We start from the raw sequence: 16,554 nt of genomic DNA, 5'->3' as shown, positions 1-16,554 counted from the left end.
CTCCTCAGCCAGCCGGCTCGGGCGTGACCGGCGTTCCGTCGGCGTACCGGTTGCCGCGCCACACGTTGCCGGAACCGGCGTTCCAGGCCGTCACGGAGCCGTAGACACCGGAGTTGCGGTGGTAGCGGGTGGAGAAGACGTTGTTCGTGACCGTGATCCCGGTCGCGCCCTCGCCACCGCCGTAGAGGGCGTAGGCGCCGCCCGCCAGAAGATTGTTGTCGATCACCGTGTTGGAGACATGGCCCGTGTCGGCGAACAGGCCGATGCTCGCGGACGCTCCCCGCTCGACGTCCACCGGGTTGAGGAGCGTGTTGTGACGGATGATCAGCCGGCCGGAGTTGCCGCCCCCGCTGATCACCGCGTCCGTGTGCTGCCATTCACCGCCCGCGTTGCGGAAGGGCACCAGGTCGTGGACGTAGTTGTCGTGGATGTTGCCCTGGCCCATGGACAGGGCGTTGCCGAAGACCGAGATGTCGCACCAGCCGACCTCGATGGAGCTGGCGCCCATGTTGGACACGGCGTAGTCCACACCGCCGTTGTCGGGGCCCTTGCCGGGGACGGCGGTGATGGTGGTGTGCAGGACGCGCAGTCCGTGGAAGCCGGGCCGCAGGTTGACTCCCCACCAGTTGGTGGACGTGATCCTGGAGTCGACGATGGTCACGTTGTCGGCGTAGATGTCGAGTGACCCCTTGATGTCCCAGCCCTTGATGACCGTGCCGTCGGCCTTGATGCTCATGTTCCCGGTGGAGTGCGGTTTGAGGGCCGTACGGGGGCCGGTGGTCCCGGCGTTGGGGAAGCCGGCTTCCAGCGACGTCACGGTGGTGGCGCGCGCCGAGGGCTTCGCGCTGGGGCCGTGGGTGGCGGGCGTGGAGCCGGAGGGGCTCGGGCTGGGCGTCGTACGGACCGACGGCGAGGCGCTGGACGGGTCGGCGGCGACCGGGGGCCGGTCAAGGGTGCTGGGTGCCCGGTCGGCCGAGGAGGAGCCGGCCGATCCGGAGCAGCCCGCCGCCAGCAGCAGGGCCAGGCCGGCGGCACACGCGCGGAGCCTGCTCATACGGCCTCCGGTGTCCGGTCGGAGCCGCGCAGGAAACGGAGGCTGGGCAGCACGCACACCGCGTAGCTGGCCAGCGCCACCGTGCCGATGGCGAGCAGCGCGAGGACACCGTCGCCGAGAAGCCATTTCGCGGCGAGGAGGACCACGGTCATCACGATTCCCCCGAGGAAGGGCCAGGCACAGGCTCTGGCGATGTGGGCGAGGCCGATCCCGGCCCGGCCGAGGGCGTGCAGGAAGACGGGGACCACCAGCACGGCGCCGACCAGGACATGGCCCTGGGAGACCCCGACGATCCCGCCCGCGCGGGCGCCGGCGATCAGCACGGGGATCAGGGCGACGACCCACAGCCCCTGGACGAGGATGAGGGAGCGGCGCTGTCCGGTGGCGACCAGGCAGTCGTAGGCGAGTTCGCAGCCGATGCGGATCAGGCCCAGGGCCATCAGCCAGGGCAGCGCGTGGGCGGCGGGCAGCCACTTGTCGCCGTAGATGAGCTGGACGACGGGGCCGGCGAGGCCGCCGAGCAGGACGCACAGCGGCACGGTGCCGGTGACCAGCACGCCGAGGGCGCGGCTGAAGCCCTGGGCGAGGGCCTGCGGGGAGTCGGCGAGACGGGAGAAGCCGGCGAAGGAGACGCGTCTGGCCGCCTCGGAGATGACCCGGACCGGCCAGCCGGACATGTTGAACGCCAGGACGTAGAAACCGAGGGCGACCCCGCCGAGGGTGGAGCCGACGACCATGGTGTCGACGTTGACGACCGCGAGCGCGAGCAGGCTCGCCCCGGCCAGCGGGAGCCCGAACCGCAGCAGGGCGCGGGCCTGTTCGCGGTCCCAGCCGAAGCGCAGCGTGCCGGGGGCGGCGAGGGCGCAGCCGATGAGCGCGGCGACGTTGCCCGCGACCGCGCCCCAGGCGAAGCTCATCGCGCCCCAGCCGGCGAAGGCCAGCAGCAGGGTCACGGCGGTGCTGAGCACGAAGTTGAGCGCGTCGATGACCATCCGCCTGCCCTGCGCGAACTCCCGGGTCAGGAAGCCGGCGGGTACCTGGGCGATCCCGTCGATGATCAGGCACAGGCACATGACCCGCAGTACGCCCGTGGCGTGCGGCGAGTCCAGCAGTCCGGCCACCGTCGGTGCCGAGAGGAACAGGCCGACGTAGAGCAGGCCGCTGGTCGCGGTGGCCAGGGTCAGGACGGTCGGCGCGAAGCGGCGCGGGTCGCCGTCCCAGCGGACGATGGCCAGGCTGACACCTAGTTCGTTCGCCGAGAGCAGCACCAGCAGGACCGTCTGCGCGATGCCGTAGACGCCCCACTCGGCCGGCCCCAGGGCGAAGCGCGCGAGCAGGATGCCGGTGGCGAAGTTGCCCAGGCGCATGACCACGGTGTTGATCAGGCTCCAGCGGGCCGCCGAACGGACCTTCGTCCCCAGGGAGTCCGGGGCGGGAGTGCTGCCGTTCGGATCGGCGCTGCCACCGCCCGGGGAGGGCCGGTCGGCCGTCGCCGTCTCGTGCGCCGGAGCCGTTCCGCTCGCCGCTGTTGTTCCGCTCGCCTCAGATCTCTCGCTGTCGGGTGTGCGAACGCTGTCCATGAGTCGACTCCTCGTCGAGCGGCTCGGCGGGCGCCACCGCCGTGGCGGACCGGCCGGCCCTCGGCTGTGCGGCCCGCCGGTTCTCGGCGGCCCGCGACCAGGCGGGCGGGCGCCGGAGGGCGATCGTCTGTTCCGCGACCGGCTCCCCGGCCGTCGGCTCGCGGACGGTGACCGGCTCCGCGGGTCCTTCGGGCTGTACGGCCTCCTCCGGCGCGGGCGCCGTGCGCGGCCGTCGGCGTGCCTCCACGTAGAAGACGCCGACCAGGCTCAGCACCAGGCCCAGACCTCCGGCCATGACCATGTACTCGAGCCGCGTCTTGGTCTGTGCCACCGGGTTCTGGGGCGGCACGATCGTCGTCATGCGGATCATGGCCTTGGAGTTGACCTTCTGCTGCTTCTGGAACTGGTCCAGCCGCTCCTTGGCGTACGACGTGAGGATCTTGTCCGAGGCCAGCACGGAGGCCTTGTCGGTACCGGTGACCGTGAGCCACATCAGCGGACCCTGCGCGTTGTCGGCGAGCTTGGCCTCGAACGTGCCCTTCGCGCCACGGGACTTGAGGTCCCGCAGCGAGTCGTCGGAGTTGAGGTTGCGCGCCAGGCTGTCGGCCATGCCGGTCAGCGAGGTCTGGGTGCTGAGGAAGGGATTGCCGTCATAGGCCACGGTGGCCTTCTGGGAGTTGAGGAGGACCACCGTGCTCTGCGACTGGTACGTGACCGGGACGAGCGTGAGCACGGCGGCGACCAGGCCGGCGGTCAGCAGCAGCCCCGGCAGCAGGACGTACCAGCGCCTGCGCATCACCCGGAAGATCTCAGCGAGATCCATGGTCCCCCCTAGCGACCAGACGTTCGACGAGCATATGTTGCAAGCGGATCATATGGGGAACGTTCGGTCCGTGGGGCTCGTCGGGTCGATGGGTGTTTCCGGGCCGACGGCTCTCGGCCGGTCGGCCGATGCCGGAGGGTCCGCCGGTGCCGGCAGGTCGGTCGGCCGCGGGCGGGTGGCCGCGGTGCCTCCTGCCAGCAGGACCTCGGCGATACGGTCGCTCGCGCGGCCGTCCCACAACTCCGGCCGGCGCGGCGCGGGCGGAGCGTACAGCACACCGTTCACCGTGGCCACGATGCGCTCCGGGTCCCTCCCGGCCAGCACGTTGGTGCCCTGCTCGACGGTGATCGGGCGCTCGGTGTTGTCGCGCAGGGTCACGCAGGGCACTCCCAGCGCGGTGGTCTCCTCCTGCACGCCGCCGGAGTCGGTGAGGACGACACGGGCGGCGTCCTGGAGGGCGATGAAGTCCAAGTACCCGGCGGGCGGCACGAGTTGGATGCCACCGGGGACACCGATCTCGGCCAGCTTGCCGGCTGCCCGCGGGTGCACGGGCAGCACGAGCGGACAGCTCCCGGCGATCTCACCGAGCGCCTTCAGCAGCCCGGCGAGCACCTCGGGGTCGTCGACGTTGGCGGGGCGGTGCAGGGTGACCAGGCCGAACTCGCCCTTGGAGAGGCCGTATCGGTCCAGCACGTCCGAGGCGCGGGCCCGCTCCAGGTTGGCCAGCAGCGTGTCGATCATGACGTTGCCGACGAGGTGGACCTGGTCCTCCCGGTAGCCCTCCGCGCGCAGGTTGTCCACGGCGTCGGGGGAGGGGGCCAGCAGATAGTCGGCGACGCGGTCGGTGGCGACGCGGTTGATCTCCTCCGGCATGCTCCAGTCGCGGCTGCGCAGTCCGGCCTCGACATGGGCGAGCAGCGGTCCGGCCTTGGCGGTGACCAGGGCGCAGGCCAGCGTGGAGTTGATGTCGCCGACCACGACGACGATGTCCGGGGCGACCTCGTCGAGGAGCGGTTCGAACGCGGTCATCACGCGTCCGGTCTGCTCGGCGTGGCTGCCCGAGCCGACCCCGAGGTAGCGGTCGGGCGGGCGGATGCCGAGGTCGGCGAAGAACACGTCGTTCATGGCCGGGTCGTAGTGCTGGCCGGTGTGGACGAGGAGGACCTCGGCACCCCGGGCCTCCAGGGCGTCCATCACCGGTTTGATCTTCATGTAGTTGGGGCGTGCGCCGGCGACGCAGACGATGCGCGGCATGGTTCAGAGCACCTCGATCGTGGGCCCGGCCGGGAGCCGCCGGCGGCAGTCCAGGACGAAGGGCGCGTGTTCGGCGACGAGTTCGTAGTCGAAGCCGTCGTGGTCGGTGAGCAGGACCACCACGTCGGCGTCCGCCAGCTCCTGCGGCGTCGGTTCGACCCGCACCAGGCGGGTGTCCATCGGCAGGCTCTCGACCACGTGCGGGTCGGCGGCCCTGACCTGGGCGCCCATGTCGAGCAGCAGCTGGGAGATGCGCAGGGCGGGCGACTCGCGCGCGTCGCCGGTGTTCTTCTTGTACGCCAGGCCCAGCAGCAGGATGCGCGAGCCGTTCACGGAACGGCGCCGCTCGTTGAAGAGGTCGGTGATGCGGCGCGTCACGTACTCGGGCATGTGGTTGTTGATGTCGTTGGCCAGCTCCACGAAGCGGAAGCTCTGGCCGAGTTCGCGCTGCACGCGCCAGGACAGGTACGACGGGTCGATCGGCAGGCAGTGGCCGCCGACGCCCGGTCCGGGCGTGAACTTCATGAACCCGAAGGGCTTGGTGGAGGCCGCGTCGATGGCCTGCCAGATGTCGATGTCGAGGTGGTGGGCGAACATCGCGACCTCGTTGACCAGCGCGATGTTCACATGCCGGAAGGTGTTCTCCAGCAGCTTGGCCAGTTCGGCCTCCTTGGGCGAGCCCACCGGCACCGTGGTGTCGACGAGTTGGCCGTAGAAGCCCTCGACCGCCTTCAAGGACGCCTCGTTGACGCCGGAGACGACCTTCGGCGTCTCCTTGAAGCCCCAGACGGCGTTGCCGGGGTCGATCCGCTCGGGGCTGTAGCCGAGGTGGAAGTCGGATCCCGCGGCCAGGCCCGAGCCCTCCTCCAGGATCGGGCCGAACATCTCCTGGGTGGTGCCGGGGTAGGTGGTCGACTCGAGGATGACCGTGGCCCCGGGGCGGAGGTAGCGGGCGAGGGTGACCGCCGACTCCCTGATGTAGCGGAGGTCGGGCGTGCCCTCGTGCAGCGGCGTCGGCACGGTCACCACCGCGACGTCGAAGCCGCCGCAGTCGCGGGCCGCGTCGCTCGCACGGTAGGTGCCGTTGTCCAAGGCCGCCCGGATCCGCTCGGAGGACACGTCCTCGACGAACGACTCACCGGCGGCGAGGCTCTTGATCCTGCGGGTGTCGACGTCGTAGCCGATCACCTCGTGTCCGACCTCCGCGGCTCTGATGGCCAGCGGGAGCCCGACGTATCCCTGTCCCACGACGACGACGCGCATCAGTGACTCCTGTTCGCGGGAGCTGCCGACGGGGTGAGCCGGAAGAGCTCGCGCGCCGTCATGAGAAGGAAGGATGCGTTGGTGGTGAGGTAGCGCCGGCCCAGCCGGCGCGGCTCCTGCACCGCGCGGTAGAGCCACTCCATGCCCCACCGCTGCCAGGAGGCGGGGGCCCGCTTGGTGACCCCGGCCAGGATGTCGAAGGAGCCGCCGACGCCGTGCACGACGCGGGCGCCGGTGCGGGTGCCGTAGGCGGCGGTGAAGATCTCCTTCTTCGGCGAGGTCATGCCAAGGAAGAGCATGTGGGCGCCACTTCGAGCGATGCCGTCGGCGATCTCCTGCTGTGCGGAGTCGTCGAAGTAGCCGTTGCGGCTGCCGGCCACCTTCAGGCCGGGGAAGCGGTCGGCCACCTTCAGCAGCATCTGGTCCAGCACCTCCTGCTTGGCGCCGAGGAAGTACACGGGGATGCCCGTGGTCTCCGCCTCGGACAGCAGACGCAGGAACAGGTCGATCCCGGCCACCCGTTCGGGCAGCGGAGCGCGCAGGATGCGGCCGGCCCACACCACGGCCTGCCCGTCGGCGAGCACCAGGTCGCAGCCGGAGACGGCCTTGGCGAGGCGCTCGTCGCGCCGCATGTTCACCAGCTTCGCGGCGTTGACCACGCCGATCTCCAACTGGCGCCCGTCGCGGACCGCTTCGAGGCAGCGCTCGACGGTCTCGTCCATGGTCAGCGGGTCCAGCTCGACCCCGAACAACTGCTGACGCCGCGTCATATCCGGCCCCCCTGCCAGGCGTGGAGCATCCAGCCGAACTCGTAGGGCCGGCACTCGCGGTCCACCGACAGCGGGCGGTACATCCGGTCCAGGGACTTCAGCCGCAGGCCGGGCGCCACACGGGTGGACAGGCCCCGGGCGGCGCGCACGGCCTTCTTCGGGTCGCCCCGGTAGACCTTGCGCCAGGTGGCGCCGAGCTCGTCCAGGATCATCGGCTCCCGGTGCTCCGAGCCCGCCAGTTCGGGTACGTCCGTCATCCAGCGCAGCCCCTTGCGGATCGCCGCGCCGAAGTCGGTGCCGCCCGCGTCCGCGAGGTCGAACAGCGCGGTCGGCGCCATGGCGTGCTGGTGCACGCTGTAGACGGGGTAGCCCTCCACGACACCGCCGGTGCGCGCGTCGTAGTGCCACCACCACTGCCCGCCCTCGCCCTGCAGTTCGCAGATGCGCGCCGCACAGGCGTCGGACGCGGCCAGGGCCTCGGCGTCGCCGTCGTCGGCGCTCGCGTGGGCGCGGGCCAGGGCCTGCAGCGGGTAGGTCTGGTCGGCGAAGCAGCTGATGTGGGCCCGGTACCAGGGCACCAGGCCGGGGCCGGTGGCGTGCGGGAACAGCGGGCTGTCGCCGACACGGGCGCGCAGCAGACGGTCCCGGGCTGCGCCGAAGCGTTCCTCCACGTCGACCGTCTCGCGGGCGGCCGCGAGGGCGGACAGCACCCACGCCGCCTCGACGGTGTACTGCGGCCGGCCCTCCTCGTCGAGTGCGTAGACGCGCGCGAGGGCGTCGGAGAGCTTGGGGTGGTCGGTCTCGGCGGCGGCCCAGGCGATGAGCGCCGCGTCGCCGAGGTTGGTCACCGCGGGCAGCGACTCGACCAGCAGGCCCGCGAACTCCTGGGCCGTACGCCCGCCGAGCACCGCACGCTGGCGCCCCTCCGGCAGGAAGCGGACGCCGAGCGCGGTGATGGCCCCGTAACGGGTGCTGGCCCCGCGCCGTTCCAGGGTCCAGGACCCGTCGGCGGTCTGCTGTCCGGCCATGGTGAAGACGAAGGCCTCACTCCCGGGCAGCAGCATCGATGGAAGTCCCGACTCCGCGACCTTGAGGAGTCGTTGGGCGAGCGCGAGAAGCGGCGGTTCCTCATGGCCGAGTGCCGCCAGACGTGTGGTGGTCATCTTTTGGACACACCAACCCCCCTGGGTCCTGTGAACAGACTTGGTGAGCGCCGCAGAGTGCATGGTCACGCGGCGTAAGGCAGACGTCGGACGTCGCAGCCGTCAGGCGTCAGACGTCGGACACCGGAGCGCGGTCGCTCCGGATTTCAGACACAGGTGTCCCCACCCCTGCAACCCCCCCTGGGTACTTCGGGTTCGTGTGCTCATTGTGCTTGCTCTGCACACTTCAGACACATGTTATGCCGGGAGATGTTCGAAGATTTGCGGTTTGGGGGAAACAGGACATCACGCGCGTTCGACGAGTTGGTCGTCCTTCTCGTCGTACAGCGCTCCCGTCTCGGAGCACTCCCACACGCCCGGCTCCCCCTCGCGTCCGGTCAGTCGTACGCCGGCCCGGCCCACCCAGCCGATGCGGCGCGCCGGAACTCCGGCCACCAGTGCGAAGTCGGGCACGTCCCGGGTCACCACGGCGCCCGCGGCGACCAGCGCCCAGCGACCGATGTGCACCGGCGCCACGCACACCGAACGGGCCCCCACCGACGCCCCCTCGGCCACCACGACGGCCACGGCCTCCCAGTCGCCGCCGCGCTTCAACGTGCCCTGCGGGTCCACCGAGCGCGGGAAGTAGTCGTTGGTGAACACCGCCGCCGGCCCGACGAACACGCCGTCCGCCAGCACCGCGGGCTCGTAGACCAGCGCGTAGTTCTGCAGCTTGACGTTGTCGCCGATGCGGACGCCCGGGCCGACGTAGGCCCCCCGGCCCACGATGCACCCTTTGCCCAGTTGGGCGTCCTCCCTGATCTGGGCCAGATCCCAGACGGTCGTGCCGTCACCGATCGTGGCCGTCTCGTCGACCTGGGCGGTCGGCTGGATCCTCGAGCTCACCGGACTGAACCCTTCTTCTCGTCGAGCAGAGCGGGAAACGCCGCCTCGAGCGCCTCGCGCCAGGGACGGATGGGGTCGATCCCGGCCCGGCGCCAGCCGTCGTGGCCCAGGACGCTGTACGCGGGGCGGGGAGCGGGTCGTACGAAGGCGTCACTGGTCGTCGGCCGGACCCGCGCGGGGTCGGCGCCGAGCAGCCGGAAGACCTCGCGCGCCAGGCCGAACCAGGTGGTCTCGCCGCCGCTGGTGCCGTGATAGACACCGGCCGGCGCGGTCCCGGCGAGGGCGGCCTGTCCGAGCCGCACCAGCCGGTCGGCGAGGTCCACCGTCCAAGTGGGCTGCCCGCGCTGGTCGTCGACCACGTCGAGGGTGTCCTTGACGGACTCGAGCCTGATCATGGTGTCGACGAAGTTCCCTCCGCCGGCCCCGTACAGCCAGGCCGTCCGCACCACGTAGCCCGCGTCGGGCAGCGCGGCCGACACCGCCTGCTCGCCCGCGAGTTTGGTACGGCCGTACGCGCTGCGCGGCGCGGTCGCGGCGTCCTCGGGGTAGGGGCCGGCGCCGTCGCCCGCGAAGACGTAGTCCGTCGAGACGTGGACGAGCGCGGCGCCGGTCTTCGCGCAGGCCTCGGCCAGGTGCCGCGGCCCGTCGCCGTTGACGCGCAGGGCGTCCGCCTCGCGTGCCTCGGCCTCGTCAACTGCCGTCCAGGCGGCGCAGTTGACCACGATCCGGGGCCGGTGCGCCGCCATCACCTCGTGCACCATGTCGGCGTCGGTGATGTCGAGGCCGGCCCGGCCCAGGCCGACGGGCGACTCGCCGTCCCGGCGCAGCCGAGCCATGACGTCCTGCCCGAGCATGCCGGTGGCGCCGGTGATCAGCCAGGTGGTGGTCGTGGAGGTCATCGTGTCCGCTCGTCGTCGAAAGGGGGCCGGGGGAGGGGTACTTGAGGTGCGGCGGTCATGGTGCGCGCGGTGCTTTTCCCGCGGTACTTACAGGGCGGCGCGTTCCTTGAGCGGCTCCCACCAGGCCCGGTTCTCGCGGTACCAACCGACCGTCTCCGCAAGGCCGGTGGCGAAGTCCTTGCGGGGCTCGTAGCCCAACTCCGTACGCGCCTTGCGGCAGTCCACCGAGTAGCGGCGGTCGTGGCCCTTGCGGTCGGCGACGTACTCGACGCTGGTGTCCCAGTCCGCGCCGCAGGCCTCCAGGAGCAGGGCGGTCAGCTCCTTGTTGGTCAACTCCGTGCCGCCGCCGATGTTGTAGACCTCGCCGGCCCGGCCGCCGGTGCGCACCAGCTCGATGCCCTGGACGTGGTCGTCGATGTGCAGCCAGTCACGGACGTTGCCGCCGTCGCCGTAGAGCGGGACCTTCTTGCCGTCCAGCAGGTTCGTGATGAACAGCGGGATGACCTTCTCCGGGAACTGGTGGTGCCCGTAGTTGTTGGAGCAGCGGGTCACCCGCACGTCGAGCCCGTGGGTGCGGTGGTGCGCGAGGGCGATCAGGTCGCTGGACGCCTTGGAGGCGGCGTACGGGGAGTTGGGGCTCAGCGGGTCCGTCTCCGGCCAGGAGCCGGAGTCGATGGAGCCGTACACCTCGTCGGTGGAGACGTGAACGAAGCGGCCCACCTCGTGGCGCAGGGCCGCGTCGAGCAGGGTCTGGGTGCCCAGGACGTTGGTGCGGATGAAGTCGGTGGCGCCCAGGATGGAGCGGTCCACGTGCGACTCGGCCGCGAAGTGGACGACCTCGTCGTGCTCGGCGAGCAGTTCGTTCACCAGCTCGCCGTCGCAGATGTCGCCCTTGACGAAGGCGAGTCGGGGGTCGTCGCGCACCTCGTCGAGATTGGCCGGATTGCCCGCGTAGGTGAGCGCGTCCAGCACCGTGACCGCCACCTCGTCCGGCCCGGCGGGGCCGAGCAGCGTGCGGACGTAGTGCGAGCCGATGAAGCCGGCGCCGCCGGTCACCAGGATTCTGGTCGTCATGATGAGATCTGCACCTTGCTGTGGTCGCCGAGGATGAAACGGTGGGCCGCGGGCCGCCGAGGCGCCGGAGTCACCTCGACGTTGCGGCCGATGAGCGAGGCCTCCACGCGGCGGACGCCGCTGACCGAGGAGTCGCGCAGCACGATCGAGTACTCGATCTCGCTGTCCTCGATCCGGCAGTCGCCGGCGATCGAGGTGTACGGGCCGACGTAGGAGTCGGCGATCACGGTGTTCGCACCGATCACCGCCGGCCCCACGATGCGGCTGCCGGTCACCTTCGCCCCGGCCTCGATACGCACGCGGCCGATGATCTCGCTGGTCTCGTCGACCGTGCCGTCGACCCTGCCCTCCAGGGTCTCCAGCACCGAGCGGTTGACCTCCAGCATGTCGGTGACGTTCCCGGTGTCCTTCCAGTACCCGGAGATCGTCGTGGACCGCACGTCACGGCCGGCGTCGATCATCCACTGGATGGCGTGGGTGATCTCCAACTCGCCGCGCCAGGACGGCTTGATCGCGCGTACGGCCTCGTGGACGGCCGGCGTGAACAGATAGACCCCCACCAGAGCCATGTCGCTCTTGGGGTGCTCGGGCTTCTCCTCCAGGCCGACCACGCGCCCGTCCGCGTCGAGTTCGGCGACGCCGAAGGCGGTGGGGTTCGCCACCTGGGTCAACAGGATCTGCGCGTCGGGCCGTTCGGCACGGAAGGCGTCGACCAGGTCCGTGATGCCGCCGACGACGAAGTTGTCGCCGAGGTACATCACGAAGTCGTCGTCGCCCAGGTACGCGCGCGAGATCATCACCGCGTGGGCCAGCCCCAGCGGCTGGTCCTGTGGGATGTAGGTGACGTCGAGACCGAACGCGGAGCCGTCGCCGACCGCCTCACGGATCTCCTCCGCCGTCTCCCCGACGATGATCCCGACCTCGGTGACACCCGCCTCCGCGATCGCCTCCAGACCGTAAAAGAGCACCGGCTTGTTCGCTACCGGTACGAGTTGTTTCGCCGATGTATGCGTTATGGGGCGCAATCGGGTACCTGAGCCACCAGACAACAGGAGTGCCTTCACGAGATCACCATACTTTCGCCCTGCACGCAGACGAAAGGATTCCGCATATGTAGGGCCGGTCTTCGCCACGTGGGGCAGCCAGGGCATTCGGGACGTGTCGGGCGGTGGGCGGGGCCCTGGCCGCCTTGGCGGCTGCCGGACAGGCCGCCCTCACGCGATCATCGACGGCGACTTCATGGGCCAGGTGCATCCGGTACCGGCGGGAGACCCGCACCGCGCGGAGATCACCGAAAGGAATCTGACCGCCGTGTGGGCGAACTTCTCCCGGCTCGGCCACCGGCGCCTGATCTACACGAACACCGCCAGTGCGCTGCCGGGGGCGACGGCCATGTTCGTGCGTGCCATGGGTCCTGGGGTGGGGATCGTACGAGTCCTGCTCACCGCCTCCGAGTGGCGACGGACGGCCGCGTCGTCGTGGACATTGCGCGGGAGGTGGTGGCGGCTACGGGTTGGTCCGGGCCGGTCCTGGACCACGATGATGGTTCGGTGACGAGCAGCGGAGTCAGGGACGATCATGTGAAGGTCCATTTCCGTTTGGACATGGACGAAGACGGCTGGCCGCCGGCGAGTGTGGAGAGCATGTGGGCCGTGGACCTCGGCGACGGTACGGTGCGGCTGGACAACACTCCCTGGTTCGTTCGGGGTGTCGCCGGCGGAGACATCATCAGCGTTGAACCCGACGATGAAGGTGTTCTCTGGGCCGGCGAAACGGTCGAGCCCTCGCAGAACTGCACCATCCGGCTCATCGTGCTGAAGGACGACGGCTCGGCCGCCGCCCGGCAGAGCGTCCTGGAAGCATTCCATCGCCTCGGCACGACGGGCGAAGGCATCGAGCAGTTCCGGATGGTGGCCTTGGATGTCCCACCGGAGGCAGATCTGCCCAAAATCCGCGCGCTGTTGGAGCACGGCGCGACCAAGGAATGGTGGCACTGGGAAGAAGGGTGCGTCACCGCCGCCTGGCACGCCGCCGCGCGCTCGTGAGGACAGCGGTGCTCCTTCCCCGCGCTTCCCGGACTTGATGGACTGCACGGATGAAGATCCTGTCGCCTCGTGTCCTGCGGGCTCTCGAACGGTTCAATGCCGCCCATCCGTGGGATCACAACGCCCACTACCACCGCTGGATCCTGAGGCAACTGCCGAGAAACGTCGACCACGCCCTCGACGTCGGCTCCGGCAGCGGTGACCTCGCAAGACTCCTGGCCGGACGTGCCGCCGTCGTGACGGCAGTCGACTCCGATCCGGTGATCACCGCTCGGGCCAAGGAGCTGACTCCTGCCGCGCTTCCCGTGACCTTCACCGTCGCGGACGTAGTGGCCGAGTTCCCTGCCGGCTCGTACGACGTCATCACGTGCGTCGCCACCATCCACCATCTGCCGTTCACGCAGGTCCTCGCCTCCTTCCGCCGTCATCTGGCCCCGGGCGGGACGCTGGTGGTCGTCGGCCTGTCCCGCGCTCACTCTCTGGTGGACCATCTGCTCGGTGGTGTCGCCATTCCGGCCAATGCCGCCTTGGGCCGGCTGAAGAACAGGGGACGCCCCTCGCCCCGGCCCGTCTCCATGACGGCCCGTACCCGCTCAGCGGACATGACCTTCGACGACGTCCTGCGGGAGGCCCGAGCCGTCCTTCCCGGAGCGCGCCTGCGACGACGGCTGTTCTGGCGCTACACGCTCGTGTGGAAGCACTCCTGAGTACCCGGAAAACAGGTCGATCCCGGCGGGCCGCGCTGGCACAGTGACCCCCTATGGACGACTCCGAGCTCGTGACCGCCGCGGACGTACGGCTCATGCAGGACCTGGCTCGGCGGGTCACCGCTCTCCGGCCCGATCTGGTGAACAGCGATGCCTCGGTCGGGGAACTGGCTTGGATCTGGGGCAAGGGGCACATGAGCGACGGCGCCGGCTGGCGGCGTCAACTGTGGTTCGGCAGAAACGAGTTGGCGGCGTGGGGATGGGTCACGTTGCCACGACGGGTGAGGCGGAACGACGGGTCCGTGAAGGACTTCACCGGCGCCCACCTCGTGTACCAGGTGCATCCCGACCACGGTGAGCTGGTGGACGAGGTGATCGACTGGTACGACCGGGTCGCAGCCGGCCTCGAGCGCTCGGTGATCGCGCAGGCCGCCGACGACGTCGCCCTCAAGCGCTGGGCGGCGCACGGCTACGAGACCGATCCCGACGCGCTCGGCGACACCGGCTCCTGGACCCAGCTCAACGAGCGGGACCTCGACGACGTCGAACGGCCGGTGCTCCCCGACGGGTTCCGCTTCCGCACCGCCGACGAGGCCGGCCCGCAGGCCGCGGTCCAGGCCCACCTGGACGCGTGGACCCCGTCCGCGTACACGATCGAGGGCTACGAGGGCGTCCGCCGGACGCCGCCCTACCGCGGGGACCTGCACATCCTGGTGGAGGCGCCGGACGGCACGATGGCCGCGTCGGCGATCATGTGGCTCGACGAGGCGAACGGCACCGCCGAGTTCGAGCCCGTCGGAACGCGTCCTGACTACCGGCGCCGCGGCCTCGGCAGGGCGATGCTGCTGCACGGGATGCATCTGGCCCGCGCGGCCGGGGCGCGTCACATGACGGTCGCCTGCCTGGGAGCACCGGGGCATCCGGCGGCGCGCGGGCTCTACTACAGCGTCGGTTTCAGGATGTTCAGCCGGGACGTACCGCTCATCAGGACCGCCGGCCGGCCGTAGCCGCAGTCCCGGCCAGGTACCGCTACTCCTTCACCGCCCCCGCGTTCGCCCCCTGGACGAAATACCGCTGGAAGCAGAAGAACAGGGCGGCGACGGGCAGCGTGGCCAACAGGGCCGCGGCCAGCTTCAGGGGGTACTGGGTGCCGCCGCCCAGACCACCCGAGACCAGGCGTGCCAGACCCGTGGTCAGGGTCTCGTACTGGCTGGACTGGGTGGCGACGAGGAAGTGGGTGAACTCGTTCCAGGAGCCCTGGAAGGAGAGCACGGTGAGGGTCAGCAGCGCGGGGCGGGCCATCGGCAGGACGACCGACCAGAAGATGCGGAAGACTCCGGCCCCGTCCATGCGGGCGGCCTCCTCCACCTCGCGCGGGATGGACTCGAAGAACTGCTTCATGATGAAGATGCCCGCGGCGTCGACCAGCAGCGGCAGGATCATGCCGGTGTACGTGTCGAAGAGGCCGAAGGTGTTCAGCACCAGGAACTTGGGGATCAGCAGGGCCACGCCGGGCACCGCCATCACCGCCAGGACGAAGCCGAACAGCAGACCGCGCCCGCGGAAGCGGAGGCGGGCCAGCGCGTATCCGGCCATCGAGTCGAACAGCACGCGTCCGGCGGTGACGACCACGGCGACGAAGGCGGAGTTGCCCAGCCAGCGCAGGAACGGCACTCCCTCGCCGGCCTGGCTGAGCCCGAACAGGCGCTGGTAGGCGGCGGTCGTGGGCGTCGTGGGGAGCAGGCCGAGAGGGTGGGCGGCCGCGTCCGGGTCCGTCTTGAAGCCGGTGACCAGCTGGAGCACGAACGGCAGGACGTAGAGCAGCCCGAGGGCGACGACGGCCGTGTGGCCGAGGACGCGCAGCAGTGGGGGGAAGCGGCCCAGTACGGGGTGGCCTGGCGTCCGGGCGGCCGAGGACGGGGTGCTCATCGGTTCCTCCGGAGGCGGGGTGTGCGTTCGCGCAGTGCGAGGCGTTGCAGGGCGGTCATGGCGAGGATCAGGGCGAGCAGGATGAAGGCGATGGCCGCGCCCTGACCGTAGTCGGCGTCGCCGAAGGCGCTGCTGTAGGAGAGGAAGGCCGGGGTGAGCGTCGTGTTGCCCGGGGCGCCCTGGCTCATCACGTACACCTGGTCGAAGACCTGCCAGGTGGCGATCAGGCCGAGGGTGAGGACGAGGAAGAGGACGGGCCGCAGGGCCGGCAGGGTCACATACCGCAGCAGCTGGCGGCGGTTGACGCCCTCGATGGCGGCCGCCTCCTCCAGTTCGCGCGGGATGTCCTGGAGCGCCGCGAGGAAGATCAGCATGAACGTGCCGGAGGTCGTCCACACGGCGAGCAGGATGATCGTGCACATCGCGACGGACGGCCCGGACAGCCACTCGAACCAGGACAGGCCCATGAAGGAGTGGTCGGCGAGGACGCCCGAGGGGTGTCCGGTGTCGACCAGGCCCAGGCCGCCGAGGAGGAGGGAGAGCACCCCACGGGGGTCGTTGAACCAGTTCGGGCCCTTCACCCCGACCCAGGACAGCATGGTGTTGACGGCGCCGCTGCCCTGGAACAGGAAGAGGAAGATCGTGGAGACGGCGATGGAGCTGGTGACGGACGGGAAGAAGAACGCGGTGCGCAGGGCGCTGCGGCCGCGCAGCATCCGCTGGTTGACGACGAGCGCCAGGGCCAGGGCCAGGACGGTCTGCAGCGGCACGGTCAGCAGCACGTAGTAGAGGTTGTTGCGCAGGGAGGTCGCGAAGAGGGTGCGGTCGAGGCCGTCCTGGGTGAGCAGGGCGCGGTAGTTGTCGAGCCCGACGAACTTCGTCTGCCCGGTGAACGGGTTGGACTGCCCGTCCCAGTGCAGCAGGCTCACCCAGAGCGCCATCAGGATCGGCAGGACCAGGAAGAGGCCGAGCACGATCACCATGGGGCTGACGAACAGCCAGCCCCAGCGGCCTTCGGCGCGACGCCCCGCGCGCGCCGCCGGCTTGGCGCGGGGAGTCGCGCCCGGACCGGAACGGCCGGGGAGGTCAGGGGTGACCCGCAGGCCAG

The 16,554-nt window shown here is 70.5% G+C and carries 16 protein-coding genes and 1 pseudogene; 4 read left to right on the top strand and 13 right to left on the bottom strand.

Translation table 11 applies throughout. The features are described 5' to 3' along the window. Positions 1-4 precede the first annotated feature (4 nt). The 11 genes from ACFU97_RS14715 to ACFU97_RS14665 form a co-directional block, all read right to left on the bottom strand. A complete protein-coding gene (locus ACFU97_RS14715) occupies positions 5-1,054 on the bottom strand; it encodes a hypothetical protein (RefSeq protein ID WP_384255578.1) in 1,050 nt (349 codons plus the stop codon). Continuing rightward, entirely contained in the window at positions 1,051-2,634 is a 1,584-nt protein-coding gene (locus tag ACFU97_RS14710; protein WP_384255575.1) for an oligosaccharide flippase family protein, read from the bottom strand. Before ACFU97_RS14710 ends, ACFU97_RS14715 begins: the two co-directional genes overlap by 4 nt. Next, positions 2,597-3,457: a chain length determinant protein gene (locus ACFU97_RS14705; RefSeq protein ID WP_384255573.1), complete on the bottom strand. Its 861-nt coding sequence runs from the start codon at positions 3,455-3,457 to the stop codon at positions 2,597-2,599. The genes ACFU97_RS14710 and ACFU97_RS14705 overlap by 38 nt, the downstream gene beginning before the upstream one ends. 48 nt (positions 3,458-3,505) lie before the next feature. Further along, the gene (gene wecB / locus ACFU97_RS14700) at positions 3,506-4,711 is read right to left on the bottom strand and encodes a non-hydrolyzing UDP-N-acetylglucosamine 2-epimerase (protein ID WP_384255571.1); all 1,206 of its coding nucleotides are present in this window, start codon (positions 4,709-4,711) and stop codon (positions 3,506-3,508) included. A 3-nt stretch (positions 4,712-4,714) separates the two neighbouring features. After that, positions 4,715-5,974 carry a nucleotide sugar dehydrogenase gene (locus tag ACFU97_RS14695; protein WP_384255569.1) on the bottom strand — a complete coding sequence of 420 codons (1,260 nt, stop codon included), beginning with the start codon at positions 5,972-5,974 and terminating at the stop codon, positions 4,715-4,717. Further along, a complete protein-coding gene (locus ACFU97_RS14690) occupies positions 5,974-6,744 on the bottom strand; it encodes a WecB/TagA/CpsF family glycosyltransferase (RefSeq protein ID WP_384255566.1) in 771 nt (256 codons plus the stop codon). Before ACFU97_RS14690 ends, ACFU97_RS14695 begins: the two co-directional genes overlap by 1 nt. Then, positions 6,741-7,907, bottom strand: coding sequence for a hypothetical protein (locus ACFU97_RS14685; RefSeq protein WP_384255564.1), 1,167 nt, complete (start codon positions 7,905-7,907; stop codon positions 6,741-6,743). The genes ACFU97_RS14690 and ACFU97_RS14685 overlap by 4 nt, the downstream gene beginning before the upstream one ends. Before the next feature lie 285 nt (positions 7,908-8,192). Continuing rightward, positions 8,193-8,792, bottom strand: a complete 600-nt coding sequence (locus ACFU97_RS14680) for an acyltransferase (RefSeq protein WP_384255562.1) — start codon at positions 8,790-8,792, stop codon at positions 8,193-8,195. Continuing rightward, positions 8,789-9,691: a dTDP-4-dehydrorhamnose reductase gene (gene rfbD, locus ACFU97_RS14675; RefSeq protein WP_384255560.1), complete on the bottom strand. Its 903-nt coding sequence runs from the start codon at positions 9,689-9,691 to the stop codon at positions 8,789-8,791. Before rfbD ends, ACFU97_RS14680 begins: the two co-directional genes overlap by 4 nt. 87 nt (positions 9,692-9,778) lie before the next feature. Further along, positions 9,779-10,765 carry a dTDP-glucose 4,6-dehydratase gene (rfbB, locus tag ACFU97_RS14670; protein WP_384255558.1) on the bottom strand — a complete coding sequence of 329 codons (987 nt, stop codon included), beginning with the start codon at positions 10,763-10,765 and terminating at the stop codon, positions 9,779-9,781. Next, positions 10,762-11,829, bottom strand: coding sequence for a glucose-1-phosphate thymidylyltransferase (locus ACFU97_RS14665; protein ID WP_384255556.1), 1,068 nt, complete (start codon positions 11,827-11,829; stop codon positions 10,762-10,764). Before ACFU97_RS14665 ends, rfbB begins: the two co-directional genes overlap by 4 nt. Before the next feature lie 94 nt (positions 11,830-11,923). On the opposite strand from ACFU97_RS14665, the pseudogene ACFU97_RS14660 reads away from it, so the two are divergent. The 4 genes and pseudogenes from ACFU97_RS14660 to ACFU97_RS14645 form a co-directional block, all read left to right on the top strand. Then, positions 11,924-12,288, top strand: a pseudogene (locus ACFU97_RS14660) (hypothetical protein); the annotation flags it as partial. An 81-nt stretch (positions 12,289-12,369) separates the two neighbouring features. Next, entirely contained in the window at positions 12,370-12,810 is a 441-nt protein-coding gene (locus tag ACFU97_RS14655) for a DUF4265 domain-containing protein (RefSeq protein WP_384255980.1), read from the top strand. 50 nt (positions 12,811-12,860) lie between these two features. Next, a complete protein-coding gene (locus ACFU97_RS14650; protein WP_384255553.1) occupies positions 12,861-13,517 on the top strand; it encodes a class I SAM-dependent methyltransferase in 657 nt (218 codons plus the stop codon). A 53-nt stretch (positions 13,518-13,570) separates the two neighbouring features. Then, the gene (locus tag ACFU97_RS14645; protein WP_384255551.1) at positions 13,571-14,524 is read left to right on the top strand and encodes a GNAT family N-acetyltransferase; all 954 of its coding nucleotides are present in this window, start codon (positions 13,571-13,573) and stop codon (positions 14,522-14,524) included. A gap of 22 nt (positions 14,525-14,546) precedes the next feature. On the opposite strand, the gene ACFU97_RS14640 is transcribed toward ACFU97_RS14645, so the two are convergent. After that, positions 14,547-15,446 carry a carbohydrate ABC transporter permease gene (locus ACFU97_RS14640; RefSeq protein ID WP_384255549.1) on the bottom strand — a complete coding sequence of 300 codons (900 nt, stop codon included), beginning with the start codon at positions 15,444-15,446 and terminating at the stop codon, positions 14,547-14,549. Next, a complete protein-coding gene (locus ACFU97_RS14635) occupies positions 15,443-16,549 on the bottom strand; it encodes a carbohydrate ABC transporter permease (protein ID WP_384255978.1) in 1,107 nt (368 codons plus the stop codon). The genes ACFU97_RS14640 and ACFU97_RS14635 overlap by 4 nt, the downstream gene beginning before the upstream one ends. Between the last annotated feature and the right edge of the window lie 5 nt (positions 16,550-16,554).

Origin of the sequence: Streptomyces sp. NPDC057616 (assembly GCF_042800575.1) — a bacterium.
Lineage (GTDB): Bacteria > Actinomycetota > Actinomycetes > Streptomycetales > Streptomycetaceae > Streptomyces.
Note: the sequence above shows the minus strand (reverse complement) of the source record. Positions and strands in the feature narration are given on the sequence as shown.